Origin of the sequence: Caballeronia mineralivorans PML1(12) (assembly GCF_001028175.1) — a bacterium.
GTDB classification, from domain to species: domain Bacteria; phylum Pseudomonadota; class Gammaproteobacteria; order Burkholderiales; family Burkholderiaceae; genus Caballeronia; species Caballeronia mineralivorans.
Genome location: NZ_AEJF01000062.1, coordinates 102578 through 128102 on the forward strand (window position 1 = coordinate 102578; position 25525 = coordinate 128102).

Genomic DNA, 25525 nt, shown 5'->3' on the forward strand with positions numbered 1-25525 from the left:
GTGAATCACCATGTCTTCCAATTTAATTACAGCTCTGCGCGCGCGTTGTATGGCGGCTGCGGCGACATCCGTCGTCGCGATCGCCTTCGTTTCCGCCGGGGCCCCGGCTCGTGCGGCAGGTACTGCGAGCGGAGGCCCGGAAGCGCCGTTCCTCTCCGAAAACGACCAGGCGATGACGCGCATGATGGACGGCATGTCCATCAAGCCGAGCGGCGATGTCGATCGCGATTTTGTCGCGATGATGATTCCGCATCATCAAGGCGCCATCGATATGGCGCAGGCCGAATTGCGTTACGGACACAACGAGCAGTTACGCCGGATAGCGCAGGAAATCATTGTTGAACAGCAGCAGGAAATCACTGCCATGCGCCTCGCGCTCGGTCAGCCGTTGCCGCCCTCGGCACCGGCTCCGGACCAGGGGCAGGCACCGTCAAGAGCAGCCCCTTCCCAACCCATGTCCATCATGACAACCCCCATGCCGATGCGCATGAATCAGGAGACAAAATGAAACGAGCCACTCTATTTTCGAGCGCACTGACCGTCTTCGCGACAGCAGCACTAAGCGCCATCTCGCAGGTCGCCTGGGCAGGACAGGCACCGGGCCCGGCGTCTGCGCCGGACATAGCGATCAGCCACCATGACCGCGTCTACGCGGCCGAACAGTTCTCGAACACCGTCTCCGTGACGGATCCCGCCGATAACAAACTCGTGGGCGTGATTCGCCTCGGCGATCCTTCGCCGGGCAATTTCAGCCCCTTGTACAAGGGGCAGGTGCTTGTGCACGGGATGGGTTTCTCACCCGACCATCGCACGATTGCCGTGGTCTCGATCGGCTCCAATTCGGTTTCGTTTATCGACACGCAAACCAACACCGTCAAGCATGTGACTTATGTAGGCCGCGCGCCGCATGAAGCGTTTTTTACGCCTGACGGTAACGAGGTCTGGGTCACCGTGCGAGGAGAAAACTATGTGTCGGTTCTGGATGGACACACGTTCGAGGAGAAGACCCGCGTCATCACGCCGGCGGGTCCGGGCATGCAGATTTCCTCGCCGGACGGCAAGTACGGGTACATATGTTCGTCGTTCAATCCGGAAGTGGATGTGATCTCGGTCGCCGATCACAAGCTGGTCGGGAAGGTCACGCAGGTGAGCCCGTTCTGCCCGAACATTGCCGCGACGCCCGATGGCAAGCAGGTCTGGTTCACGCTGAAAGATACGGGGAAGACGCAGGTCTTCGACGCTCGTTCGCCATTCGCCACGCTGAAGGTGCTTGATACAGGTCCGATCACGAACCACGTGAACATCGTGCATAACGCTAACGGCACGTTTGCTTATGTGACGGTCGGCGGACTGAATCAGGTGAAGGTGTTCCGCACCGACGACTTCTCGCAAGTGGCAACCATTCCGGTCGGTAAACTGCCGCACGGCATCTGGCCGTCAGGCGATGGCAGCCGCGTGTATGTCGGTCTGGAAAACGCCGACGCTTTGACCGCTATCGATACCCTGACTAATAAGGTCATTGCTACCGTGCCGATCGGGCAAGCGCCTCAAGCGGTCACTTATGTTCCGAACGCGGTGCCTGAAGGCGACGGCACTCAAAACACGCAACCGCTCGGGCTCGCAGGCGAGACTACGCACCTGAGCATGGTGCCGGTCGGGGCGAGCCCGGCGACGGACTCGGCGCCTACCAGCGTCGCGTTGTTCGATCAGGGTTTGCTGCAGGTGTTGCAGGCATCGGCTACCGGCTTACAGCCGAAAACGCCGTACGTGCTAGGCCTTTCCGATAACGCCGATGGCAGCGGCAATATCGAATCGCTCGCAAGGTTCATGACCAACCCGGCAGGCTCGGCGATCGTCAATGCGATTGGGCAGATCCGTCAGGTAGTCGTGCCGGGGACCAACACGGCCGGCGACAAGCGGCGGTACCTTGTGATTGCTCCGCAGGTGTCGGGCAAGCCGGGTGCGCCTGTCCAGGTGCAGGCCCTCTAGGCGTTTTCGTTGTGCTCCAAGCAGTTTTTTCAGCCGCCGGATTTGATTCTCCGGCGGTTTTTTCTTGTGCGCTGATGTTTGTGTTAAGTGCTTGCGGTGTCGGTATCGTGCCTGCTTGCCTCGATCTATTTTCGATTTTTCAGGAATAAACCCGGTGAAAAAATGGTTTGCCCTTGTACCAACCCGTTAAACACACTGGAGTCGAAAATGAAGATACTTGCCTTGCTTACCGTGTCAGCCGCCGTCCTCGTTTCCTCGAGCGCTTTCGCGCAAGGATTGACCCGCGCTGAAGTTCACCAGCAACTCGTGGAAGCGCAGCAAAATGGTTCGGAGTACGTGACTGATGCTTCGTATCCGGATGTCAGCCCGGCGTTTCAAAACCAGCTCGCACATCGGCAGCAAAACGCGAACGCGTATGGCGGTGTTTCGGCCGGATCGAGCGTGAGCGCACCGCGTGTCCCAATGACGGGGACGCAAAGTCATGAAGCATGTGTCGGTCCTGTCAGCTTCTGCAATATCTATGCGGGGTCGTGAGCGATGCGGGCCAGATTGTTGGCAGTTTCCTTCGGGTCGGGCGCCGGTCGTGTGACTGGCGCACGCCTTTATTGTGAAGCAACGCGCCATGTCTGGTCACTGACGGCTCGATTGTTTAGGCAGGCATCTTGCGGAAGGCGATAGCAAAGCGGTTCCAGCTGTTGATCGCCGAGACAAGCAGCGTCAGGTCCACGATTTCCTCTTCGGTGAAATGCGGTTTGACGGCTTCCCAGACGGTATCCGGCACGTGATCTTGCGAGACCAGCGTAACTGCTTCGGTCCATTCCAGCGCGGCACGTTCGCGGTCCGTGAAGAACGGCGTCTCACGCCATACCACCACGGTTGAAAGCCTGCGGTCCGTATCCCCACCCTTGCGAGCGTCGGTCGTATGCATGTCGACGCAGAATGCGCAGCCATTGATCTGCGAAGCACGCAGACGGACCAGTTCAGCGAGCGGCTTTTCTATCGATGACTTACCGATGTACTCTTCCAGCGCAATCAACGCCTTGATAGCGGACGGCTTGGCTTTGTAGAAGTCGAGACGGGTTTGCATGATGGTTCCTTGTGGTTTCAACGATGCGCGTTGCGGCGCGACATGAGCAAGATTAGGCGTTTGACTGGACCTTATAAATAGCCGATTTTGGCTATTTTCAGGTAACCAGTGTTCGGGCCAATACTGTTGCTGGCGGGCGCGGCCCGCTAAGTGGCGGGCATCGTTGGCATAAGCGCGCTAGCCGAGGGTGGTCCGCTAGCTTAAGAGCCGTCCCGGCAATCTACAGCCCTTAACCCAAGCCATCCGTTAGTGAAATGCTTAGCGGAAAAAAACAGGATTCTCCAAAGAAACAGTACGATTTATTGATCTGGATCATTGAACAGTCAAGCTCATTATTTCGGCATGTTGAATCATCTCAATATTGATTAATAATGCGCGAAATCATGTGAATCTTAGCGCTCGGCAAATCGGCTTAAGTGCTTTAAGCTGGCTCGTCAGTGCAGTCGCGTAGGCATAAAAAATCAACTGCAGCTTAATACTGCGGACACAAAAACCCGATCGAGGACACAACGGTGGGCATACGCAGCGTCGTCATCACACTAGTGCTGCTCGCAGTTTCAAGCCTGGATGCATTCGCTGCTGGCGAGGCTCCGGCGGAGAAGGCACCTGACACTATGCAGGCGCGCGTGCTTGGTTGCGCGGCTTGCCATGGCGCGCAAGGCGAAGGCACGAGCAACGACTATTACCCGCGGCTCTCAGGCAAACCCGCGGGCTATCTCTACAACCAGTTGCTGGCCTTCAGGGATGGTCGGCGCAAGTACCCGCCAATGAACTATCTATTGGCGTATCTCCCCGATCCATACTTGCTGAAAATTGCCGAATACTTTGCCGCTGAACATCCGCCATTTCCCGCACCGTCACCCATCACCGCTGATGCAGCGACGCTTGCGCTAGGTAAGACCATAGTGAATAGCGGCGCTGCGTCGCGCAAGATTCCCGCATGTATCGCCTGCCACGGTGCAGCGCTGACCGGCATGGAGCCGGCTATCCCAGGCTTGCTGGGCTTGCACTCCGACTACATCAGCGCGCAGTTGGGCGCGTGGCGTTACGGCACGCGCACAACGCTTGCCCCCGACTGCATGCATGACATTGCCACCAAACTAGCCGACCGCGACATCGCGGCTATCGCGGCGTATCTGGCCTCGTTACCCGCGCCGGAGAATCCGGTGCCGGTGGCGGCAGGGTCACTCAAGATGCCGCTGGCTTGCGGCACTGTTCCCAATCACTAGGCGAGGAAATAGACGTGTTCAGTTTCCGGACCCTAACGCTTTTTTGCGCTTGCATCGTGACGATGAGTGCACGAGCCGCCGATCCTTCAGTGATTGCCCGCGGTGAATATCTTGCTCGCGCCGGCGATTGCATCGCCTGTCATACGGTGCCGGCCGGCAAATTATTCGGTGGCGGCCGACCGATGGAAACACCATTCGGCACGCTCTATACGCCGAACATTTCATCGGATAAGGAGACCGGCATCGGCAAGTGGACCGCGGCCGAGTTCTATACCATGATGCACACCGGCAAGGCGCGCGACGGCGAGTTGCTTTATCCCGCCATGCCGTTCGCCTCTTATACCAAGGTCACGCGCGACGACTCCGACGCCATCTATGCCTACCTGTTGTCGACGCCACCCATTCATCAGCCTAATCGCGCGCACGAATTGCGGTTTCCATTCAACCAGCGCTCATTGCTGTACGGGTGGCGCATGTTGTACATGAAGCCCGGCGAATACCAGCCGGATACCACGCAATCTGTTGAATGGAATCGCGGCGCTTATCTGGTCGAAGGGCTCGGCCATTGCACGATGTGCCATACCGCGATCAACGCGCTAGGCGGCAATTCAGCGTCCAAGCGTTTCGAAGGCGGGTTGATTCCCGTGCAGAACTGGTATGCGCCTTCGCTGACGTCGAATAAGGAAGCGGGGCTGGGCGACTGGAGCATCGAGGACATATCGAACCTGCTGCAGTCGGGCGTATCGAACCGGGGCGCAGTGTATGGGCCCATGGCCGAGGTCGTGTACGACAGTTTCCAGTATTTGTCCGATGAAGACATTCGCGCGGTGGCGGTGTACCTGAAGACCTTGCCCGCGCGTGCCGGCGAAAAGCTCGTACCGGCGACCGCGGCGGTCGCCGAACAAAAGAACAGTCTTTCACCGCTAGGCAAGAAGATCTACGACGCCCAATGTGCGCTGTGTCATGCGTCGCAAGGGCAGGGCAAGCTGCCGCATTTCCCGCCTCTCGCGAACAACCAGTCGATTCAGATGACGTCGTCGGTGAATCCGATCCGCATGGTGCTGAACGGCGGTTACGCGCCCGGTACGAAGAAGAACCCCATGCCCTACGGCATGCCGCCGTTTGCTCAATCGCTCTCCGATGTCGAGGTTGCGGCGGTCGTTACGTATATCCGCACGGCCTGGGGCAATCACGGCACGCCGGTTAGCGTCAAGGAAGTCAACGCGTTGCGCTCAGCCCCACTTTATTGAGGACGTCATGACTGATTCTGAGAATGAAGATGCTGTCGTCGATGAGATCGTGCGAGACGGTCCGCAGGGCGCCATTGCGCTAGCTGGAGTGGCTACGGCCATTGTGATCGGCTTGTGGTTTGCGTTCTACTTCCTGGTCTTCTTACCCCGCGGCGTTATCCAATGAGCACTGAACACCCGTCGCATGCGTCTGCCGACATTGCCGCGCGCATCGAGCGCAAGTGGGCGATTCTTGTCATCGGCATTCTTTGCGTGCTCGTTGCCATGACGATTTTTACCGGTCTGCATTGGGCGATGATGCCGCCGTCCCGCGTGGAGACCGTGCGGCCTGAAACGCTTAACGTAAGCGGTGAATTCATTGAGAGCAACCTGGGCAGCGCGGTTGAAGCGGATGGTTCGGTGACGGTGCGGATCGTCGCGCAGCAGTACTCGTTCACACCGCAATGCCTGCTCATTCCAACCGATACGCCCATTACATTCCGCGCCACCAGCGCGGATGTCGTGCACGGGTTCCTCATCACGAACACGAATATCAATTCGATGCTCGAGCCCGGTTATATCTCGACCTTCAAGACCACCTTCACGCAGCCCGCCGAGCACCTGATGCCATGCCATGAGTTCTGCGGCACCGGGCACCAAGGCATGTGGGCGCACGTCAAGGTGATCGATAAAACGGCTTTCCTCAAGATGGCAAACGCTAACGGTTCGCGGAGACTCAGCTGTGTTAAATAGCAAGCGACTCGTTCTCGCGCATTTCTGGCTGGGTTTCGTCAGCTTCGGCGGCGCGTTGCTCCTCGGCGCGTGGCAAATGTGGGTGCGCAGTCCGCTGCATCCGTGGCTGCAGAATCCGGAACTCTACTATCGCTCGGTAACGGCGCACGGTTCGGCAATGGCCTACGTGTTCCCCACGTTGATCGCAATGGGCTTTGGTTACGCGGTCACCGAACTGGCGCTGAAGAAACCGCTGGTCGGTGTGCGCTGGGCGTGGGCCGGTTTCATACTCGTGGCCGTCGGCACGGTCACGGCGATGGTCCCGGTCGCGATGGGGTTGGCCTCGGTCCTCTACACTTTCTACCCGCCGATGATCGGCAATGCGTTCTATTACATCGGCATCGTCCTGGTAGTGGTCGGATCATGGATCTGGGTAGCGCTGATGTCGATCAACCTGGCCGCATGGAAACGCGAGCATCGGGGCGTGCCAGTACCCCTGGCCATGTTCGCCAGCGTGGCAGGGGCCTATTTATGGGGCTGGACAGCGGTCGGTGCGGCCGTCGAGATCCTGTTCCAGATCCTGCCTGTGGCGCTTGGCTTCAAGACGACGATCGACGCCGGTCTCGCTCGTGTGTTCTTCTCGTGGTCGCTTCACGCGATCGTCTACTTCTGGCTGATGCCGGCCTACATAGCGTATTACACGATCCTTCCACGCGCGATCGGCGGCCGTCTGTACAGCGATTCGATGGCGCGCATCTCGTTCATCCTGTTCCTGGTGGTCTCGATGCCGATCGGCATCCACCATCTGTTCGCCGATCCACAAGTTGGCTCGGGCTTCAAGTTCATGCATTCGGTGTTCACGGCGCTGGTCGCAGTGCCGACCTTGCTGACTGTGTTCACCATCTGTGCATCGGTTGAAATTGCGGCGCGTTTGCGAGGCGGCCGGGGCAGCTTCGGCTGGATCAAGGCGTTGCCTTGGGACAATCCTTTGATGCTTGCGCTCGCGTTTTCGTTCGTGATGCTCGGCTTCGGCGGCGCGGGCGGCATCATCAACATGAGCTACCAGCTCGACTCGACCATCCACAATACGCAGTGGATCACGGGCCACTTTCACCTGATCTTCGGGGGCGCGATCGTCATCATGTATTTCGCGATTGCCTACGATCTCTGGCCGCATCTCACCGGCCGCGCCATGACGCAATTCAAGCTGATGCGCCAGCAGCTGTGGCTGTGGTTCATCGGCATGATCGTTCTGACGTTCCCATGGCATTTCGCCGGCATTCTCGGCATGCCGCGACGCATGGCCTTCTTCGACTACACGGATCCAGAGATTGCCGAGCAGGCGGTATCGGTGATTATTTCGACTATTGGCGGCGCCATTCTTGTCGTCTCGGCAGTGATGTTCTTCGTCGTGCTGATTCGGGCGCACCGTGCACCGCGCGTGGTACTTGAAGAGTACCGGTTCAGCACGGCGGTGCATGAATCGAAGACCATTCCGGTCGCGTTGAACAGCTTTGGCTTGTGGCTTGCGCTGATGATTGGCCTCACGCTCTTCAACTACGGCTATCCGGTCGCTTCGCTGTTATTGCGCTCCGATACGTCCGTTCCCGCGATTCCGATTGGAGGGCCCCAGCGATGAGCGATGAACGCCTGTTCTCGTTACGTAACCGGTGGTTCACGGTCACGGTCGGCGGCACGCTTGCGCTTGCCGCGTTCTCGGCGGCCGTGGGGTTCATATGGTTGCCGTCGGCGCAAAGCGATCAACCCTTCCAGGGCATCTGGAACGCGATCTGCAGCGCAGCGGGCGTACCGCAACAATGGTTGCGTGCTTCATCGGCCACGCCTGTGCCGCTGATGCAAACCAGCGCGGTCGCCATGACACCGCAACTGCTGGCCGACTCGGGCAGCACGTCGATAGGCCGTGGAGCGACCTTGTCCCTGCGCTGCACGATGTGTCATGGCGTGCGTGGCATAAGCGACGCCAACTCGCCGAATCTCGCGGGCCAATATGCCTCAGTGGTCTACAAGCAGTTGGCCGACTTTCAGTCGGGCGCGCGCCGCAACGCTGTGATGTCGCCGATGGCATTGAACCTGAGCGACCAGGACATGCGCGATCTCTCCGCTTACTACGCTTATCTGCCGAGGCCAGAGGCGTTGCGTGCCAGCGCGTCTTCGTCCATGCCTGCGCCTGACATCGTGTCCCACGGCGCGCCGATGCGAAACATTGCGTCCTGCGCGTCGTGCCATGGTGGCATCGATCATAAAGCGGGGAGCCCGTGGCTCGAGGGAATGCCCGCCGCGTACACAAGAGGGCAGTTGCAGGCGTTCGCTAACGGCACGCGTCATAACGACATCAGCGAGCAGATGCGCAACGTTGCGCGCAACATGACGCCGGACGAAATTGACGCGGCGGCGACCTACTATGCCGGGGCGCAACCATAGCGCTTATTTGGCGAACTTCATCTTCGACAAGCGTGTCTTGAGTTTCTTCATGGCAGTTTCGATGTCGTTAGACTCGATCCCGCCATAGCCGAAAATCAGCCCTTCGTGCGCGGGCCGATTCATGTAGAACGCGGAGATGCCGTACAAGCCAATGGACGGATCCATAGCGCCGCCGGTCAGGTGTTTCTCCGTCAACGATCCTTTCAGACGCGCTGTCATGTGAATTCCCGCAGCGGGAATTCGCGGTTCGAACCATTCAGCGAGTTCGTTTTGCAGGTGCGTGGCGAGTGTCCTGCGCCGATCCTCGTAATGCTTGTGCATGCGTCGCAGATGCTTGGCGAAGTCGCCATCGAGAATGAATTTCGCCAGCGCTGTTTGCGTCAGCGAGCAGGTATGCCAGTCGCTGATCTGCTTGGCCTTTTGTATCGATTCATTCAGCGACAACGGCGGTACGACATAACCCACGCGCAGCTCGGGAAAGATCGTCTTTGAGAACGTGCCGACGTACGCCACCAGACCCGCGCGGTCCAGGCTCTTGAGCGGTTCCATGGGACGGCCTTCGAAGCGGAACTCGCCGTCGTAGTCGTCTTCAATAATGACCGCGCCTCGATGCTGCGCCCATTCAAGCAACGCGACGCGGCGCTCGAGACTCATTGGCATGCCTAGCGGAAACTGATGCGATGGGGTCACGTAGACAAGCCGGGCCTTCTTGGGCAATTGCTCGACGATCAAACCTTGTTCATCGACGGGCACGCCGACTACCTTGGCGCCTGCCGCCACGAACGCCGCGCGCGCCGGTGGATAACCCGGCTCCTCGACTGCGACCACATCGCCGGGACGCAGCACCACGCGCGCGACCAGATCGATTGCCTGCTGTGCGCCATGCGTGACGATCACGTCTTGCCAGTTGCTGACCACGGCGCGGCTAAACGACAGATACCGCGACACGGCGAGTCGCAATTCCTGTTCGCCGGCCGGATCGTGATATTGCCCGCGTCCCCGCGCCTGCAATCGCACCGCGTGATTGATGCAGCGACGCCAGGCGTCGAAGGGGAACAGGCGCTTGTCGGTTACACCGCCCATAAAATCAAGCGGGTACGGGGGGCCGTGTCTGGGCATCGAAAGCTGCACGGGCATTGACGACCAGATGGCTTGCGTCCTCGCCTGATGTTTCATTGCATCGGCGGGATGGGTCGGAACGCGGGTCAATCCAACGGCCACGAACGTACCGTCGCCGGGACGCGAACGAAGATAGCCTTCAGTAGTGAGGCGTTCGAAGACATCAAGCGTGGTTTTGCGCGAGACGCCGAGTTGCGTGGCGAGATCGCGGGTGGAGGGCAGGCGTTCGCCCGCTGCCAGCCGCCCTTCGACAATACCGCTGCGCAACTGCCGGTAGATCTGTCCGCTCAGGTCGTCGCGGCCGCGAATGGTCACATGAATTTCCATTGCAGCGGTATCCTCGAATATGATCAATTGATCGATTCTGACATACCAGTGAGGCTGATGACCCGGCGTCACCAAGCCCGGTTATTTACATTTTCCTGACGCCGTGATCGATCGTGATAAATCTACCTTGACAGTATCTGACTTATCAAATAATATGTGTTTCATCAACGGAGGCAGCGATGAATCACTACAGCAGGGACAATTTTCGTTTGACCCAAAGCATCGGTTTCATGATCAACAAAGCACGCAACATCCTGATAGTCGAGATGGACGCGGCGCTGAAGGAGCTGGATATCTCCAGTCAGCAGATGGGTATTTTGCTGTCGCTCACGCTCGAGCTTGCTGCAACGCCGTTCGAGTTGTCGAAGGTGTTGGGGATCGATACCGGTCTGATGACACGCATGCTTGACAAGCTGGAAGCGAAGGAGTTGCTGCAACGCTCGCGCAGCCTTGAAGATCGCCGTGTCGTCAATCTGGCGTTGACGGAAAAGGGTGAGAAAGTCGCCGCCCAGATTCCGGAGATCGCACCGGATGTGTTGAACGCGCACCTGAAGAATTTCAGCAAGGTCGAGTTCGAAGAGTTGCGCCGTCTGCTTCGTAAATTTCTTGATGAGTAAGTGAGCCGAATGAGTGAGCCGTTTTTTTTTGTCCAATTATCTGACAGGTCAGAAAATGAAATCACAGTTAAATCGGAAGTCGATCGGATCGAGAGTATCGGCTGTGGGCGTATCGGTGATGTTTGCCGCGGTGCTGTCGGCGTGCGCGAATTACTCGGGCATTCACAGCGACCAGCACATGGCGCAACCGCAGTCGTATGAGACGACACAAAGCATTCCGCCGGAAAGCGGCCATTGGCCGGCGGCCGGTTGGGCCGATCAATTCGGCGACGCGCAGTTGAAGGCGCTGCTTGCCGAAGCGCTGAAGAACAGCCCGTCGCTCGATCAGGCACGCGCCCGGGTTGCTTCGGCCAATGCTTATAGCGAAACGGCGAAGGCCAACACAATGCCGAAGGTCGGCGCGGATTATTCGATGACCCGCCAGCAGTATTCCGGCACCGCGCTCGTGCCACCGCCTTACGCGGGCTCGTGGCAGACCGAAAACAAGCTGCTTGCTTCCGCTTCGTACGACCTCGATCTGTGGGGCAAGAATCGTGAAGCGCTGAAGGCGGCGGTGTCTCAAACGCAGGCAAGCGAAGCGGATGCTGAAGTCGTAAAGCTGACGCTGACTACGTCGATTGCCCGCGCTTATAACCAGCTTGCTCGTTTATACGATCAACGCGATATCGCCGTTAAGGAAATCGCGCAACGCGATCAGATCGAACGTATTGCGGCGGGCCGGATTGCGACCGGGCTGGATACCGAAGTGGAGCGCAAGACCGCGCAGGCGAACGTTGCGACAAGTCATGCATCGTTGACCGCGCTCGACGGCCAGATTCTCACGACGCGCTATCAAATCGCCGCGCTGCTTGGCGCAGGACCGGATCGCGGCTTGACGATTCAACGCCCGGCGCTGGGCGTGGGAGATCAGGTGCTGCTCCCCGATAACCTGCCCGCCGATCTCGTCAGCCGCCGGCCCGATCTGGTCGCCGCGCGCTGGCGTGTGGACGCCCTCACGCATGACGTGAAGGAAGCGAAGGCCGAGTTTTATCCCGACATCAATCTGAGCGCAGCGATTGGCCTGGACGCATTCGGCTTTGGCCGTTTCCTGACGGCAGCAAGCAGAACCGCGTCGGTAGGTCCGGCGGTCCACTTGCCGATCTTTGATGCCGGCGCATTGCGCGCCCAGCTCAAAGGCCGTTATGCCGATTTCGACTACGCGGTCGCAACCTATAACCAGACGCTCGTCATCGCACTAAGCGATGTCGCCACGCAACTCGCGCAGATTCGGTCGACCGATGCACAACTCGTCGATGCACAAACCGCGCAGGAAGCCGCGCATCGCGCCGATGAACTCGCGATCGTCCAGTACAAGGGCGGCCTCACGAATCAATTGACGGTACTCAACGCCGACATGAACGCGTTGTCAGCAGACCAGGCCGTGGTCGATCTGAAAATGAACCGTCGTGACCAGCAGATCGCACTCGCCGCGGCACTCGGCGGCGGTTATATCGATACCAGCACCGACACAAGCACCCCTTCGTCTTCACAAACTGTTGCCGCGCGCTAAGCCGGCATTTCACGGACCTGTCAGGAGAAGTTGAAATGAGCGATACCATCCAGTCTGACCGCGCGACGGCGGATTCAAATGAAACAACCAAAGGCGCGTTACCCCAAGAGACTGCACCGCGCACGAAACGCAAGTTGCTGCTTTCCTTGCTTGGCGCAGCAATCGTTATCTCGGCCGCAGCCTATGGCGCGTATTACTACAGCGACGCACGCTTCTACCAGTCGACGGACGACGCCTACGTCAGCGGCAATCTCGTGCAACTCACGCCGCAAGTCAGCGGTACGGTTGTCGCGGTGAACGCCGACGATACGCAGATCGTCAAGGCCGGCGACCCGGTCGTCACGCTGGATTCAGCCGATGCAAAAGTTGCGCTCGGCAACGCGGAAGCCATGCTCGGTCAGACCGTGCGGCAAGTGAGCAGCCTCTACGTGAACAATGACTTTTATGCGGCGAGCATCGCGCAACGCGAGTCGGATCTCGCCCGCGCCAACTCGGATCTGCAGCGTCGTCAGGCCGTGGAAAACACCGGGGCGGTATCGGCGGAAGACGTGTCGCATGCCCGCGATGCCGTCAAAAGCGCGCAAGCCGCACTCGACGCCGTGCGCCAGCAAGCTGAAGCGAATCACGTGCTGACCGACCGCACGTCCATCGAACAACACCCGAATGTGCAGGCCGCGGCGAGCAAGGTTCGCGACGCTTATCTGAGCTACGCCCGCAACACCTTGCCCGCGCCGGTCACGGGCTACGTCGCGCGCCGTTCGGTGCAGGTCGGGCAACGTGTCGCCCCGGGCACGCCGCTGATGGCGATCGTGCCGCTCGACGGTGTCTGGGTCGACGCCAACTTCAAGGAAGGGCAGCTGAGGCGCATGCGCATCGGTCAGCCGGTCACCTTGACAGCCGACGTGTACGGTTCGAGTGTCAAGTATCACGGCCGCGTGGTGGGCTTTTCCGCGGGCACGGGCAGTGCGTTTGCGGTGCTGCCTGCGCAGAACGCGACAGGCAACTGGATCAAGGTAGTGCAACGCTTGCCCGCACGCATCCAGCTCGACCCGCATGAGCTTCAACAGCATCCGTTGCGTATCGGCTTGTCGATGAACGTCGAAGTCGAAACCCGCGACGAATCCGGTACGCAACTGGCCGCTGCGACCAACACGTCGTATCGGACGGATGTATTCGAGCAATACGGCGCACAAGCCGATGCGGAGATTGCAAAGGTGATCGCCGACAACATGCCGATAGTTCCGGCAGCTGCTCCCAAGACCGTGGCGAAGCGCGATCAGGCGCAAGCCCATCGCGCCGGCTAAGCGCATTTTTTTAACCAACTATCTGACAAGTCAGATTTAAAGTGTCCTTGGGAGCAGCCATGAATACGTCGTCTCAATCCGGCGCGCTCGCGCCACTCACTGGCGGGAAGCTGGTGCTTGCTACGCTTGCCGTTGCGCTTGCTACCTTCATGAACGTGCTGGATTCATCGATTGCGAACGTTGCGATCCCGACCATCTCCGGCAACATGGGCGTTTCGGTCGATGAAGGCACGTGGGTCATCACCTTGTTCGCCGCGGCCAACGCCATTTCGATTCCGCTGACTGGCTGGCTCACGCAACGCATCGGGCAGGTCAAGCTGTTCGTGTGGGCGATCTTGTTGTTCGTGTTGTCTTCGTGGCTGTGCGGCATTGCGCCGAATCTTCCCATGCTGCTCGGCGCGCGGATTCTGCAAGGCGCGGTGGCGGGCCCGTTGATCCCGCTGTCGCAAGCAATCCTGCTCGGTTCGTATCCGAAGGAAAAGAGCTCGCATGCGCTGGCGTTGTGGGCCATGACCGCGACGGTAGGCCCGATCGTCGGACCGGCGCTGGGCGGCTGGATCACCGATAGCTACTCGTGGTCGTGGATTTTCTACATCAACATTCCGGTCGGCCTGTTTGCCGCCGGCGTGACGTGGGCGATCTACCGGACGCGCGAAACGCCGGTGAAGCGGATTCCCATCGACAAAGTGGGTTTGATCTCGTTGATCGCATGGGTCGGTTCGTTGCAGATCATGCTCGATAAAGGCAAGGACCTCGACTGGTTCACGTCGCCGGTGATCGTCGGGCTGGGGATTTTTGCGTTGGTGAGCTTCGTGTTTTTCATGGTCTGGGAGTTGACTGAAAAGAATCCGATCATCGATCTCCGGCTCTTCAAGGGGCGTAATTTCCTGGGCGGGACCGTCGCGATTTCAATCGCTTACGCGGTCTTCTTTTCGAACCTCGTGATCTTGCCGCAGTGGATGCAGCAGTACCTGAACTACCGTTCCGTCGACGCGGGTCTTGCTACCGCGCCGCTGGGTATCTTTGCTGTGCTGCTCGCGCCGGTGATGGCCAAGATCATGCCGAAGAGCGATGCGCGGGTGCTTGCCACGCTGGCCTTTCTCGGTTTTGCCGGTGTGTTTTTCATGCGTTCGTTCTACACGACAGGCGTCGATACATGGACCCTGGTCGTTCCGACCTTGCTGCAAGGGATTCCTACTGCGCTGTTTTTTGTGCCGCTTACGGCGATCATTCTGTCGGGCTTGCCGGGAGACAAGATTCCCGCTGCTGCAGGGCTTTCAAATTTCTCCCGGGTCTTTGCGGGCGCCGTTGGAACGTCGCTGGTGAGTACCGGGTGGAACGATCGGACGATCCTGCATCATGCGCAACTGGCTGAGCAAACGAGCGTCAATAATCCGAACTTCGTCGCGAGTATCGATGCGTTGCAGAACACGCTTGGCGGCAGTGCGTCGCAAGCGATGGCATTCTTCGAATCTTCGCTTAATACGCAAGCCGCCATGCTTGGGCTCAACGATATCTTCTGGCTCTCGGCGGTGATTTTCATCGCGATCATCCCGCTGATCTGGCTGACAAAGCCGGGCAAGGACGGAAGCGCGGCGGCTGCCGGGGCAGGGGGGCACTAGGTTTTAAGTCGATCGGATATCGCCGGCGTCGGCGTTCATCACGGGCGTGATGTTGCCCGTGGATGGAGGTTATGCAACCGGGGTGTAGAACTCGCGGCGTGAGCGGCAGGAATGAAACAGACGGCTTTAGTCGCCTGACTTTTAGGGCTTGGATGGCCGAACGCGCCAAGGCACTGTGTGTGCCTTGGCGCGCTCATGTCAGCACGGCTTGTTCAACTTGCCTTCGGCCTCCGCGCGCAGGCGCTCCTCCTGGGCCTGCAATTCCGGTGTGAATTCAGCGCCGAAATCGGCGGCCTCGTACACCCGGCGAATTTCGATTTCGGACTCGCCTTCCATGGGGTTGGGGCAGCGCCTGACCCATTCGACCGCTTCCTCCATCGACTTGACTTCCCACAGCCAGAACCCGGCAACGAGTTCCTTGGTCTCCGCGAACGGTCCGTCGATTACTGTCCGTTGGCTGCCCGAGAAGCGCACCCGTTTGCCCCTGGCGCTCGGGTGCAAGCCCTCGCCCGCGAGCATGACGCCTGCCTTGACGAGTTCTTCATTGAAGTTGCCCATTGCTGTAAGCAGCTCCGTACTGGGCATTTTGCCGGCCTCCGATTCGCTCGTAGCCTTCACCATTACCATGACACGCATCGTCGTTTCTCCTTGAGTGGGTTGTGGGAGCCGCGCGGCTCCGAAGTCGATTCAGGATCGACGGGCGGCTCTGATACTACGACGAATCGGGACACCGGAAATCGACACCGGCTTCAAAAGATTTCGCGCACGTCGTTCAAATAACGCCGGTAGAAGTAAGGCTTGACCGGGGTCATCGACGAGGATGGGCGAGCCGTTGGAGACGATCATGGCGACACCGCGTGCAACGGTCATCATCGCGGGCGTGACGACGATCGCCCACGCCTTTCCCATCCCTTCGAATTTGTCTTTCCGTGCGTTTCAATATTATGGAATACCATAATATTGAAACGCTTGATTTGCGGAATTCGATGGAATACCGTAATACCAGCCGCAACGTTCCAGCGGTCGACACGAAGCGGGGCGCTGTGTTCATCGCGCTCGCAGCAAGACGGACTGATTTCCTGCACATAGGTCGATCATGAAATTCTCGTTGTTTCTCCATATGGAACGGTACGACGCGCAGACGCCGCACCGGCAGCTCTTCGACGAACTCACCGAGCTCGTCCAGATCGCGGAAAAGGGCGGCTTCGAAACCGCGTGGGTCGGCGAGCACCACGCGATGGAATTCACGATCGCGCCGAACCCCTTCATCAACCTTTCGTACCTGGCTGCGCGCACCGAACGCATTCGCCTGGGGACCGGCACGGTGATCGCGCCGTTCTGGCATCCGATCCGCCTCGCAGGGGAAGCCGGCATGGTCGATGTCGCGAGCAACGGGCGCCTCGATCTCGGCATTGCGCGCGGTGCATATTCCTTCGAATACGAGCGCCTGCTACCGGGGCTGGACGCGTTCGGCGCGGGTGCGCGGATGCGCGAACTCGTGCCCGCGCTGCGGCAACTGTTCAAGGGCGACTACGCGCATGAGGGCGAGTTCTGGTCGTGGCCTTCGACCACGCCAGTGCCGCGCCCGGTCCAGCAGCCCAATCCGCCGATGTGGCTGGCCGCGCGCGACCCCAATTCGCATGAGTTCGCGGTGAGGAACGGCTGCCATGTGCAGGTCACATCGCTTGCCGCAGGGGACGGCGAAGTCGTGAACCTGATGGATCGTTTCAACGCGGCCTGCAAGGCGAACCCTGACGTGCCGCGCCCGCAGATCATGATGCTGATGCACACCTTCGTGGGGGCGGACGCTGCGGAAGTCGACGCCGCCGTGGAAGACCTGAGCCGCTTCTATTGCTATTTCAGCAAGTGGTTCAAGAACGAGCGGCCGGTGCAGCAGGGTTTCATCGAACCCCTGACGCAAGCCGACATTGCGTCGTTCCCGCAATACGCCCCGGAACAGATTCGGAAGAACCTGGTGATCGGCCAGCCCGCCGATGTCATCGGCCGCTTGAAACAGTATGAAGAACTCGGCTTCGATCAATACAGCTTCTGGCTCGACAGCAACATGAGTTTTGAGCGCAAGCGTCGGTCACTGGAATTGTTTATATCGGACGTGATGCCCGCGTTCGATGCAGGCTGAACCGGAGCCGATGACATGTTGAAGTCATTCCAGCATTACATCGACGGCGAATTCAGCGACGCCGCGCAGATCTTCGACAGTATCAACCCGGCGACCGGCGCGGTTTGGGCGACCATGCCTGCAGCGAGCACGGCCGATGTGGATCGTGCCGTGCGGGCTGCGGATCGCGCGCTGTTCGCGCCCGAGTGGGCCAGCCTGAACGCAAGCCAGCGCGGCAAGCTGCTGTACCGGCTCGCCGACCTTGTTGCGGCGAACGCGCAGGAACTGGCTGAACTTGAAACCGCCGACACCGGCAAGATCATCCGCGAGACGCGCAGCCAGATTAGCTATGTTGCCGAGTACTACCGTTATTACGCGGGCGTCGCGGACAAGATCCAGGGAGCGTATCTATCCGTCGACAAGCCGGACATGGAAGTCTTTCTTCGACGCGAGCCGGTCGGCGTCGTCGCGGGTATCGTGCCGTGGAACTCGCAGTTGTTCTTATCCGCGGTGAAGATCGGGCCGGCGCTTGCCGCAGGTTGCACGATCGTCATCAAGGCATCGGAAGAGGGGCCTGCGCCCTTGCTCGCGTTCGCGCGTCTCGTACACGAGGCTGGTTTCCCGGCGGGCGTGGTGAACATCCTGACAGGTTTCGGTGCCGATTGCGGCCATGCGCTCACGACACATCCGCTCGTTGCGAAGATTGCTTTCACGGGTGGCCCCGAAACGGCGCGCCATATCGTGCGGAACTCGGCGGAGAACCTCGCCGCCACGTCGCTGGAACTAGGCGGCAAATCGCCCGTACTGGTCTTCGACGACGCCGACGTGGAGAGTGTCAGCAATGCGGTCATCGCCGGGATTTTTGCAGCCACGGGGCAGAGCTGCGTCGCGGGGTCGCGGCTGCTCGTACAACGCGGCATTCGCGACCGCCTGCTTGCGAAGCTCGTCGAAAAAGCGCGGGCAATCAAGATTGGCGATCCGCAGAACATCGACACGGAGATGGGTCCGCTCGCAACACGCAAGCAGCGCGACCATATTGAATCGGTGCTTGCGGCAAGCCTCGGCGCGGGCGCAAAACTGCTGACCGGCGGTCATCGTCCCGAAGGCCTGGGCGAAGGGTTTTTCTTCGAGCCGACCATTGTGGAATGCGCTACTTCAGACGTGCCGAGCGTCGCGCAGGAGTTGTTCGGGCCGGTGCTCAGCGTGATGAGTTTCGATACCGAAGAAGAAGCAATCGCGCTCGCGAACGATACGCGCTACGGGCTTGCATCAGGTGTCTTTACGCGCGACCTGACGCGTGCGCATCGGCTGACACGCAGGCTTCGCGCCGGCATCGTGTGGGTGAATACCTATCGCGCGGTCTCGCCAATCGTACCGTTCGGCGGTTACCAGTTGAGCGGACTCGGCCGCGAAGGCGGGCTCGACGCCGTGCTCGACTACACCCGCACCAAATCCGTATGGATCCGTACGTCGGACGAGCCTATTGCCGATCCTTTCGTCATGCGTTGAAGAAACTTCAAGACTCCATGTACTACGAAATTCGCACTTACAAGATCCGGACCGGCGCGGTCCCCGCGTATCTGAAACTGGTCGAGGAAGAAGGCATCGCGTTGCAGAAACATCACCTCGGAGAACTCGTGGGCTACTTCTTTTCCGAGATTGGGCCGCTGAACCAGATCGTCCACATGTGGGCCTATACGAGCCTCGACGATCGCGAGGCGCGCCGCCAGCGGCTGGCAGAAGATCCCGCGTGGCAGGCTTTCGCGCCGAAGATCCAGGCGCTACTGGAAACCATGGAAAGCAAGATCATGAAGCCGGCTGCATTTTCGCCGCTCAAATAAAACCAGCCGTTCACCGTTAGTCCTCTCGAAGTCAGCCGTTTCCTTTCAAGGAGCAGTCGTCATGCAGCAACCGTTACGTTTGCACGCCCTGGTGCGCGCATTGGTCGTCACCGCTGTCGTTTCGGTTACGGCACCTGTGTTCGCGGCCGCCGCGCCGATCGTGTTCGCCAGTTGGGGCGGCACGACACAATCGGCTCAACAGAAAGAGTGGGCGATACCGTTCACGCAGGCATCGGGAGTTCAGGTGCTGATGGACGGGCCGACCGATTACGGCAAGCTCAAGGCCATGGTCGACAGCGGCAACGTGCAATGGGACGTGGTCGACGTGGAAGGCGACTTTGCCTATGCCGCGCTGCGCGACGGACTGGTCGAGCCGATCGATTATTCGGTGGTGAACAAGAGCCAGCTCGACCCGCGTTTCATGTCGGCGGGTGCGGTCGGGAGTTTCTATTATTCGTTCGTGCTCGGGTACAACAAGGCTACGTTCAAGAACGACAGTCCTGCTAACTATACCGACCTCTTCGACACCAAGCGTTTCCCCGGAAAACGCACGTTCTACAAATGGTCCGCGCCGGGCGTGCTGGAAGTCGCGTTGCTTGCCGACGGCGTCGCGCCCGACAAGCTGTATCCGCTCGACCTCGACCGCGCGTTCAAGAAACTCGACACCATCAAGAGCCAGATTGTCTGGTGGAGCGGCGGCGCGCAGTCGCAGCAGTTGATGGCGTCGGGCGAAGCGCCACTCGGCGTGTTCTGGAACGGGCGCCTGCATGCGTTGCAGCAAACCGGCGTGGATGTGGGCGTGTCGTGGAACCAGAACCTGACGGCGGCCGACATGCTAGTGGTGCCGAAGGGCGCGAAACACAAGGCTGAAGCGATGAAGTTCCTCGCCACCGCGACCAGTGCGCAGGCGCAGGCGAATTTCGCCGCTGAAACCGGCTACGCGCCTGTCAACCTGAAGTCGGCGGCGCTGCTGTCCGCCGATGTCGCAAAGACGCAGCCGGACCAGTACAAGGCGACGCAGATCAACCTCGACATGAAGTACTGGGCCGATCACCGCGATGAAATCGCCAAGCGCTGGTACGCGTGGCAATCGAAGTAAAGCAGTGGCGGCCGATCACCTTGAAGGAGTTGCCGTGCCGAACGCAATGAGCACCGTCGCGGAGCCTCCGGAGCCTCCAGTCTCGCTGCCGAAGGTGAGCGCCGGTTTGCGGACTGCGCGGCTGGTGTTGCCGGCCTTGCTGCTGCTGATCGTGTTCTTCCTGTTGCCGGTACTCTCGCTGCTGCTGCGCAGCGTGCTGGACCCGGCGCCCGGTGTCCAGAACTACGCGCAGTTGTTCGGTTCGACGACCTACCTGCGGGTCTTCGGCAACACCTTCTTTGTGGCGTCGGTGGTGACGGCGGTGACGCTCGCGATCGGCTTTCCGACCGCGTGGCTGCTGGCCATCGCGCCGCGCTGGGTCAGCAAGCTGGTGTTCGCGATCCTGTTGCTTTCGATGTGGACCAACCTGCTCGCGCGCACCTTCGCCTGGATGGTCCTGTTGCAGCAGACAGGGCCGATCAACCGCTTGCTGATGTGGTTGGGTGTGATTCATGAGCCGTTGATTCTGGTTAACAACCTGACCGGCGTCACCGTGGGTATGACTTACATCATGTTGCCGTTCCTGGTAATGCCGCTGCACGCGACCCTGCGCGCAATCGATCCCACCACGCTGCGTGCCGCCGCCATCTGCGGTGCAAGCCGCTGGCAGGCCTTCTGGCGGGTGCTGGTGCCACTCGCAATGCCCGGCATCGCCAGCGGTGCGTTGATGGTGTTCGTGATGGCGCTCGGGTACTTCGTGACACCCGCGCTGCTCGGCGGTCCGGAATACATGATGCTCGCCGAACTGATCGCGCAACTCGTGCAGCAATTGCTGAACTGGGGGCTTGCGGGCGCCGCTGCGTTTGTCTTGCTGCTCGTGACGCTGTCGCTCTATGCGGTGCAACTGCGCTTTTCCGGCCGCGCGCCGGGTGCTTCGGGAGCCCACTGACATGCTGCTCGATTTCGATCGTCTGGGACCGTTGCGCTGGGTCCTGCTGAGCGTCGGCGCCGCCGTGTCGCTGTTCCTGCTGCTGCCGGTGCTGTTCATCGTCGCGTTGTCGTTCGGCAGTTCGCAGTGGCTGCTGTTTCCGCCGCCGGGATGGACGTTGCACTGGTACAGCATGCTGTTTTCCGATCCGGGCTGGTTCGACTCGCTGATTACCAGCGTCGAGCTGGGGCTGGTCGTCATGGTGTTGTCGGTGGTGCTGGGTCTCCTGGCTTCGCTTGCATTGACGCGCGGCACGTTCCGCGGCCGCGCGATCCTCAAGGCGTTTTTCCTCACGCCGATGGTGCTGCCCGTGGTCGTGCTAGCGGTCGCGTTGTATGGCTTTTTCCTGCGCATCGGCCTGACCGGAACGCTGGTCGGATTCGTGATCGGACACCTGATCATCGCGTTGCCGTTTTCGATCATCGCTATCAGCAATTCGCTGGAGAGCTTCGATACCGCGCTTGAAGACGCCGCGCTGATCTGCGGCGCGAGCCCGTTCGAAGTGAAATGGCGCGTCACGCTGCCGGCGATTCGCCTCGGCGTGTTTGCCGCCGCGATCTTCTCGTTCCTCGCGTCGTGGGATGAAGTCGTGGTGTCGATCTTCATGGCGAGCCCGACCTTGCAAACGCTGCCCGTGCGGATCTGGAGCACTTTGCGGCAGGACCTGACGCCGGTGATTGCCGCGGCGTCGTCACTGCTGGTCGGCCTGACTGTCATTCTGATGTTGCTGGGGCTTGTCCTTAAGAGAGGTAAATCGTGAGCGCACCGTTCCTGCAAATCCAACGGCTTCGTAAAACCTATGACCAGGTAGTCGCCATCGACCACGTTTCGCTCGATATCAAGAAGGGCGAATTCATGACGTTTCTCGGACCGTCGGGCTCGGGGAAAAGTACGACGCTATACATTGTCGCGGGGTTTCAGTCGCCCACCGAAGGGCGCGTGCTGCTCGATGGCAAGTCGCTGCTGTCGGTTGCGCCGAATCGCCGCAACATCGGTATGGTGTTTCAGCGCTACACGCTGTTCCCGCATCTTACGGTCGGCGAGAACGTCGCGTTTCCGCTGCGTGTGCGGCGTCTGCCCGATGCGCAAGTGAAGTCGAAGGTCGAGCAGATGCTCAAGCTTGTGCATCTCGCCGATTGCCGCGACCGCATGCCGGACCAGTTGTCGGGCGGCATGCAGCAGCGCGTGGCGATCGCGCGGGCGCTCGCCTACGATCCGCCGGTCCTGCTGATGGACGAACCGCTCTCCGCGCTCGACAAGAAACTGCGCGAGGAACTGCAGACAGAACTGCGGCGCATCCACCAGCAGACCGGCGTGACGATCCTTTATGTGACCCATGACCAGGAGGAGGCGCTGCGCCTGTCCGACCGGATCGCGGTGTTTAACAAGGGGCGCATCGAGCAGGTCGGCAGCGGCGAAGAGCTGTATGCGAAACCGGCATCGCGCTTCGTCGCGAGTTTCATCGGCAACTCCAATTTCCTGCCGGTCACACTGGCCGGCAGCAACGGTGCGTCGCAGGCCGTGTTTCCGAACGGCAAGCCGGTGTCGGTCGGCGGTTTCGATCACGCTCTGAACGCGGGCGACAACGGCGCGCTGATGCTGCGTCCGGAACAGATCCGCATTCGCGCGCAGCCCTCGGCGGAGGCTGCGGAGGGCGGCTTGCAGGTGGTCGTTCGCGATGTCACCTATCTCGGCGACACAATGCACTACGCGGTCGCCACGCCCTGGGAACAGGAGATCGCGGTGCGGACATCCATCAGTTCGCGCGAGCCGAGCCTGGCGATCGGTGCGCGGGCGTGGCTCGATTGGGAGCACGAGAGTGCGCGGGTTTTTGCGGCCTGATAAAGACCTGCCGTATAACGTCAGCGGATGGGTGTGCAATACTATGGGATTCCAAAAACCAGGGATTCCGGATTTCGGACCGGAGACAAGAAACCATGATCGATCAAATGCGTGTCGACCGAAGTGCACCGACGTTGCGCGAGCTGACGCTTACGAAATTGCGCGACGCAATTTCGCAGGGCTTCTATCGTCCAGGCGACCGCCTGATCGAGCGCACCTTGTGCGATCAACTCGGTGTCAGCCGGACCGTGGTGCGAGAAGTGCTGCGCCACCTGGAGACCGAGGGCCTGGTCGAAACCGTGGCGCATTCCGGGCCGATCGTCGCGCGGCTCGACCCGGAGCAGGTCCAGGAGATCTACGAAATCCGCGCGTTGCTCGAGTCGGAAGCGGCACGCGCTTGCGCCGAACACGCGACCCCGGCGCTGGTTAAGCAATTGCGCGAAATTCGCAAGGAGATCGAGGACGCTTTCGACAAGTCGGACTTCAAGCGCGTGCTGACCTACACCGAGCGCTTTTACGAAGCCATGTTCACCGGCGGCCACAAGCTGATGATGCACCAGGTGGTCAAGTCGCTGAACGCACGCATCAACCAGTTGCGATCCTTGACGATTGCTTCGCCGGGACGAGGCACGGACTCGAATCGCGAGATGAACAAATTGCTGAGCGCTATCGCCAAGAAAGATGGCGATGCGGCCGCGGCGGCATCGCTCGAACACGTGCGGCGCACGGCCGGCATCGTGATGGCCGTGCTTGCTGAAAGGACTGCGGAAGCCAGCGTGTGATTGCTGCGCGACAGCGGCCCGCGAGCCACGAAAGCCGTCGACTCTGACGGCTTTTTTTCGCCCAAAGCTTTTCAAGGGTGCTCTCGTAAACCCCTCAATCGTCAAAAATTCTTGCATCCAGTAATATGGAATACCATAATATTCAAACGACGCCATCGCATGGAGCCACGGCGTTTTGCCTACGGAGAAAAGTCCCATGAAACTCGAGATTCGCAAGCTGGTTACCTATGTGGAAGACACCTTCATCGAGGGCGGTAAAGCGGCCGAGCGGCCGTTGAAGCTGTTCGCCGCGGCGGCAGTGTTGCGCAATCCATGGGCGGGGCGTGGTTTCGTCGATGACCTGCGCCCAGAGATTCATGGACTCGCGCCGCAACTGGGCGAGCTCCTGACTGGCGAGATCCTGCGCATTGCAGGCTCGGGCGCGGCAGTGGAGGGTTATGGAAAAGCCGCGATTGTCGGGACGTCGGGCGAGGTCGAACATGCGTCGGCTTTGATCCATACGCTGCGCTTTGGCAACAAGTTCCGCGAAGCGGTTGGCGCGAAGAGTTATCTGAGTTTCACGAATCTGCGTGGCGGTCCTAACTGCCCCGTCACCATCCCGCTGATGCACAAGGGCGACGAAGGCATGCGCTCGCATTACCTCACCATCCAGTTCTCGATCATCGATGCCCCCGGGCCCGATGAGCTGGTGATCGCGCTCGGTGCGTCGATTGGCGGACGGCCGCATCATCGCATCGGTGACCGTTATCAGGATCTGAAGGAGCTTGGGTCCAATGAAGCCTGAAACGGTGACTAGCCGTGCGTCGATGAGCGGCATGTTCGACGGCACGGCATACAGTGTGGCGGGTGAGGGGCCGGCGCTTGTCCTGATCCATGGCGTGGGGATGAACCGCAGTGTGTGGGCGCCTCAAGTGGACCCACTGCAGTTGTGTTTCAGGGTGGTGTCGTATGACATGCTGGGCCACGGCGCCAGCCGCTTGCCGACGGCGTTGCCCGTGCTCGATGAATACGCCGCCCAGCTCGCTGCATTGCTGGACCATTTGCAGATCGATGTAGCGCATGTGGTCGGTCACTCGATGGGCTCGCTGATCGCGCTTGAGTTCGCGTTGCAATATCCGGAGCGGGTTGCGAGCGTGGTCGCGCTGAACGCGGTGTACGACCGCACGCCGACGCAACGGGCCGCCGTGATGCAGCGCGCTGCGTCGCTGGAGGGCGGAGGGCTGGAACAACCGAGCATCGACGCCACGGTCGCGCGCTGGTTCGACGATCCCGTGCCGGGTCATCTTGCGCAAGTCGCGGAGCTCGTGCGTTCGTTACTGGAGACCGTGAACCCGGAAGGTTATGCGCGGACGTACCGGTTGTTTGCAAGCTCGGATCAGGCGCATGTCGGCCGCTTGCCGCAACTCACCGTGCCCACGCTGTTCATGACTGGCGAGTGTGATCCGAATTCAAGTCCTGCGATGTCGCATTCGATGGCCGCCGCCGCGCCTCGTGGACGCGCCGAGATCATAGCGAACGAGCGGCATATGATGAACGTCACCGCGCCGGCGATCGTGAATCAGCGGCTGGTGCAGTTCATTCGTGAGGCGGGTTGTTCTTGAGGAATTGATAGCTCGCGTTTAGCCGCTA

General features: G+C 60.1%; 26 protein-coding genes. 23 read left to right on the forward strand and 3 right to left on the reverse strand.

Translation table 11 applies throughout. The annotated features are described in order from the left end of the window. Positions 1-10 precede the first annotated feature (10 nt). The 3 genes from EOS_RS08075 (at position 11) to EOS_RS08085 (ending at position 2523) form a co-directional block, all read left to right on the forward strand. Entirely contained in the window at positions 11-508 is a 498-nt protein-coding gene (locus tag EOS_RS08075; RefSeq protein ID WP_235442735.1) for a DUF305 domain-containing protein, read from the forward strand. Beyond that, positions 505-1989 (forward strand): YncE family protein, encoded by a 1485-nt coding sequence (locus tag EOS_RS08080; RefSeq protein WP_047846090.1) that lies wholly within the window; start codon positions 505-507, stop codon positions 1987-1989. The genes EOS_RS08075 and EOS_RS08080 overlap by 4 nt, the downstream gene beginning before the upstream one ends. Positions 1990-2196: 207 nt before the next feature. Then, positions 2197-2523: a DUF4148 domain-containing protein gene (locus EOS_RS08085; RefSeq protein WP_047846091.1), complete on the forward strand. Its 327-nt coding sequence runs from the start codon at positions 2197-2199 to the stop codon at positions 2521-2523. A gap of 115 nt (positions 2524-2638) precedes the next feature. Here the strand turns inward: EOS_RS08085 and EOS_RS08090 are convergent, their stop codons facing one another. Then, entirely contained in the window at positions 2639-3076 is a 438-nt protein-coding gene (locus EOS_RS08090; protein ID WP_047846092.1) for a carboxymuconolactone decarboxylase family protein, read from the reverse strand. Positions 3077-3690: 614 nt separating this feature from the next. On the opposite strand from EOS_RS08090, the gene EOS_RS08095 reads away from it, so the two are divergent. From EOS_RS08095 to EOS_RS08120, 6 genes are all read left to right on the forward strand, one after another. Beyond that, positions 3691-4305, forward strand: a complete 615-nt coding sequence (locus EOS_RS08095) for a c-type cytochrome (RefSeq protein WP_087881903.1) — start codon at positions 3691-3693, stop codon at positions 4303-4305. A 62-nt stretch (positions 4306-4367) separates the two neighbouring features. After that, a complete protein-coding gene (locus tag EOS_RS08100) occupies positions 4368-5555 on the forward strand; it encodes a c-type cytochrome (RefSeq protein ID WP_082163266.1) in 1188 nt (395 codons plus the stop codon). 7 nt (positions 5556-5562) lie between these two features. Further along, complete coding sequence (locus tag EOS_RS47455) at positions 5563-5721, forward strand: hypothetical protein (RefSeq protein ID WP_047846094.1); 159 nt, start codon at positions 5563-5565, stop codon at positions 5719-5721. After that, positions 5718-6287: a cupredoxin domain-containing protein gene (locus EOS_RS08110; protein WP_047846095.1), complete on the forward strand. Its 570-nt coding sequence runs from the start codon at positions 5718-5720 to the stop codon at positions 6285-6287. The genes EOS_RS47455 and EOS_RS08110 overlap by 4 nt, the downstream gene beginning before the upstream one ends. Further along, entirely contained in the window at positions 6277-7905 is a 1629-nt protein-coding gene (locus tag EOS_RS08115; protein ID WP_047846096.1) for a b(o/a)3-type cytochrome-c oxidase subunit 1, read from the forward strand. The genes EOS_RS08110 and EOS_RS08115 overlap by 11 nt, the downstream gene beginning before the upstream one ends. Continuing rightward, a complete protein-coding gene (locus EOS_RS08120; protein ID WP_047846097.1) occupies positions 7902-8708 on the forward strand; it encodes a c-type cytochrome in 807 nt (268 codons plus the stop codon). Before EOS_RS08115 ends, EOS_RS08120 begins: the two co-directional genes overlap by 4 nt. A gap of 3 nt (positions 8709-8711) precedes the next feature. On the opposite strand, the gene pdxR is transcribed toward EOS_RS08120, so the two are convergent. Beyond that, positions 8712-10154 carry a MocR-like pyridoxine biosynthesis transcription factor PdxR gene (gene pdxR / locus EOS_RS08125; RefSeq protein ID WP_047846171.1) on the reverse strand — a complete coding sequence of 481 codons (1443 nt, stop codon included), beginning with the start codon at positions 10152-10154 and terminating at the stop codon, positions 8712-8714. Positions 10155-10333: 179 nt separating this feature from the next. Here pdxR and EOS_RS08130 point away from each other — a divergent pair, with 179 nt between their 5' ends. Genes EOS_RS08130 through EOS_RS08145 form a run of 4 tightly spaced genes read left to right on the forward strand, consistent with a single transcriptional unit; the run spans position 10334 to position 15246 of the window. Continuing rightward, positions 10334-10771 (forward strand): MarR family winged helix-turn-helix transcriptional regulator, encoded by a 438-nt coding sequence (locus EOS_RS08130; protein WP_047846098.1) that lies wholly within the window; start codon positions 10334-10336, stop codon positions 10769-10771. Positions 10772-10826: 55 nt separating this feature from the next. Further along, positions 10827-12320, forward strand: a complete 1494-nt coding sequence (locus EOS_RS08135; RefSeq protein WP_047846172.1) for an efflux transporter outer membrane subunit — start codon at positions 10827-10829, stop codon at positions 12318-12320. A 35-nt stretch (positions 12321-12355) separates the two neighbouring features. Continuing rightward, on the forward strand, positions 12356-13624 hold the full coding sequence (locus EOS_RS08140; protein ID WP_047846099.1) for an HlyD family secretion protein: 1269 nt from the start codon (positions 12356-12358) through the stop codon (positions 13622-13624). 59 nt (positions 13625-13683) lie between these two features. Beyond that, positions 13684-15246 (forward strand): DHA2 family efflux MFS transporter permease subunit, encoded by a 1563-nt coding sequence (locus EOS_RS08145; protein ID WP_047846100.1) that lies wholly within the window; start codon positions 13684-13686, stop codon positions 15244-15246. A 198-nt stretch (positions 15247-15444) separates the two neighbouring features. Here the strand turns inward: EOS_RS08145 and EOS_RS08150 are convergent, their stop codons facing one another. Continuing rightward, positions 15445-15882 (reverse strand): YciI family protein, encoded by a 438-nt coding sequence (locus EOS_RS08150; protein ID WP_047846101.1) that lies wholly within the window; start codon positions 15880-15882, stop codon positions 15445-15447. A 460-nt stretch (positions 15883-16342) separates the two neighbouring features. Here EOS_RS08150 and EOS_RS08155 point away from each other — a divergent pair, with 460 nt between their 5' ends. From EOS_RS08155 to EOS_RS08200, 10 genes are all read left to right on the forward strand, one after another. Further along, complete coding sequence (locus EOS_RS08155) at positions 16343-17386, forward strand: LLM class flavin-dependent oxidoreductase (RefSeq protein ID WP_047846102.1); 1044 nt, start codon at positions 16343-16345, stop codon at positions 17384-17386. Positions 17387-17401: 15 nt separating this feature from the next. Next, a complete protein-coding gene (locus EOS_RS08160) occupies positions 17402-18874 on the forward strand; it encodes an aldehyde dehydrogenase (protein WP_047846103.1) in 1473 nt (490 codons plus the stop codon). 17 nt (positions 18875-18891) lie between these two features. After that, positions 18892-19206 (forward strand): NIPSNAP family protein, encoded by a 315-nt coding sequence (locus EOS_RS08165; RefSeq protein ID WP_047846104.1) that lies wholly within the window; start codon positions 18892-18894, stop codon positions 19204-19206. A 61-nt stretch (positions 19207-19267) separates the two neighbouring features. Continuing rightward, a complete protein-coding gene (locus EOS_RS08170; protein ID WP_082163262.1) occupies positions 19268-20305 on the forward strand; it encodes an ABC transporter substrate-binding protein in 1038 nt (345 codons plus the stop codon). 34 nt (positions 20306-20339) lie between these two features. Continuing rightward, positions 20340-21233 carry an ABC transporter permease gene (locus tag EOS_RS08175; protein WP_047846174.1) on the forward strand — a complete coding sequence of 298 codons (894 nt, stop codon included), beginning with the start codon at positions 20340-20342 and terminating at the stop codon, positions 21231-21233. Between the two features lies 1 nt (position 21234). Beyond that, positions 21235-22032, forward strand: coding sequence for an ABC transporter permease (locus EOS_RS08180; RefSeq protein ID WP_047846105.1), 798 nt, complete (start codon positions 21235-21237; stop codon positions 22030-22032). Beyond that, positions 22029-23114, forward strand: a complete 1086-nt coding sequence (locus EOS_RS08185; RefSeq protein WP_047846106.1) for an ABC transporter ATP-binding protein — start codon at positions 22029-22031, stop codon at positions 23112-23114. The genes EOS_RS08180 and EOS_RS08185 overlap by 4 nt, the downstream gene beginning before the upstream one ends. A gap of 95 nt (positions 23115-23209) precedes the next feature. Continuing rightward, positions 23210-23896: a GntR family transcriptional regulator gene (locus EOS_RS08190; RefSeq protein WP_047846107.1), complete on the forward strand. Its 687-nt coding sequence runs from the start codon at positions 23210-23212 to the stop codon at positions 23894-23896. A 196-nt stretch (positions 23897-24092) separates the two neighbouring features. After that, positions 24093-24680: an amino acid synthesis family protein gene (locus EOS_RS08195; RefSeq protein ID WP_047846108.1), complete on the forward strand. Its 588-nt coding sequence runs from the start codon at positions 24093-24095 to the stop codon at positions 24678-24680. Then, positions 24670-25497, forward strand: coding sequence for an alpha/beta fold hydrolase (locus tag EOS_RS08200; RefSeq protein WP_047846109.1), 828 nt, complete (start codon positions 24670-24672; stop codon positions 25495-25497). The genes EOS_RS08195 and EOS_RS08200 overlap by 11 nt, the downstream gene beginning before the upstream one ends. Positions 25498-25525: the final 28 nt, after the last annotated feature.

Coding starts and splice junctions, on each gene's coding strand:
- EOS_RS08075 (WP_235442735.1), top strand. CDS start 11: ATGTCTTCCAATTTAATTACAGCTCTGCGCGCGCGTTGTATGGCGGCT.
- EOS_RS08080 (WP_047846090.1), top strand. CDS start 505: ATGAAACGAGCCACTCTATTTTCGAGCGCACTGACCGTCTTCGCGACA.
- EOS_RS08085 (WP_047846091.1), top strand. CDS start 2,197: ATGAAGATACTTGCCTTGCTTACCGTGTCAGCCGCCGTCCTCGTTTCC.
- EOS_RS08090 (WP_047846092.1), bottom strand. CDS start 3,076: ATGCAAACCCGTCTCGACTTCTACAAAGCCAAGCCGTCCGCTATCAAG.
- EOS_RS08095 (WP_087881903.1), top strand. CDS start 3,691: ATGCAGGCGCGCGTGCTTGGTTGCGCGGCTTGCCATGGCGCGCAAGGC.
- EOS_RS08100 (WP_082163266.1), top strand. CDS start 4,368: ATGAGTGCACGAGCCGCCGATCCTTCAGTGATTGCCCGCGGTGAATAT.
- EOS_RS47455 (WP_047846094.1), top strand. CDS start 5,563: ATGACTGATTCTGAGAATGAAGATGCTGTCGTCGATGAGATCGTGCGA.
- EOS_RS08110 (WP_047846095.1), top strand. CDS start 5,718: ATGAGCACTGAACACCCGTCGCATGCGTCTGCCGACATTGCCGCGCGC.
- EOS_RS08120 (WP_047846097.1), top strand. CDS start 7,902: ATGAGCGATGAACGCCTGTTCTCGTTACGTAACCGGTGGTTCACGGTC.
- pdxR (WP_047846171.1), bottom strand. CDS start 10,154: ATGGAAATTCATGTGACCATTCGCGGCCGCGACGACCTGAGCGGACAG.
- EOS_RS08130 (WP_047846098.1), top strand. CDS start 10,334: ATGAATCACTACAGCAGGGACAATTTTCGTTTGACCCAAAGCATCGGT.
- EOS_RS08135 (WP_047846172.1), top strand. CDS start 10,827: ATGAAATCACAGTTAAATCGGAAGTCGATCGGATCGAGAGTATCGGCT.
- EOS_RS08140 (WP_047846099.1), top strand. CDS start 12,356: ATGAGCGATACCATCCAGTCTGACCGCGCGACGGCGGATTCAAATGAA.
- EOS_RS08145 (WP_047846100.1), top strand. CDS start 13,684: ATGAATACGTCGTCTCAATCCGGCGCGCTCGCGCCACTCACTGGCGGG.
- EOS_RS08150 (WP_047846101.1), bottom strand. CDS start 15,882: ATGCGTGTCATGGTAATGGTGAAGGCTACGAGCGAATCGGAGGCCGGC.
- EOS_RS08155 (WP_047846102.1), top strand. CDS start 16,343: ATGAAATTCTCGTTGTTTCTCCATATGGAACGGTACGACGCGCAGACG.
- EOS_RS08160 (WP_047846103.1), top strand. CDS start 17,402: ATGTTGAAGTCATTCCAGCATTACATCGACGGCGAATTCAGCGACGCC.
- EOS_RS08165 (WP_047846104.1), top strand. CDS start 18,892: ATGTACTACGAAATTCGCACTTACAAGATCCGGACCGGCGCGGTCCCC.
- EOS_RS08170 (WP_082163262.1), top strand. CDS start 19,268: ATGCAGCAACCGTTACGTTTGCACGCCCTGGTGCGCGCATTGGTCGTC.
- EOS_RS08180 (WP_047846105.1), top strand. CDS start 21,235: ATGCTGCTCGATTTCGATCGTCTGGGACCGTTGCGCTGGGTCCTGCTG.
- EOS_RS08190 (WP_047846107.1), top strand. CDS start 23,210: ATGATCGATCAAATGCGTGTCGACCGAAGTGCACCGACGTTGCGCGAG.
- EOS_RS08195 (WP_047846108.1), top strand. CDS start 24,093: ATGAAACTCGAGATTCGCAAGCTGGTTACCTATGTGGAAGACACCTTC.
- EOS_RS08200 (WP_047846109.1), top strand. CDS start 24,670: ATGAAGCCTGAAACGGTGACTAGCCGTGCGTCGATGAGCGGCATGTTC.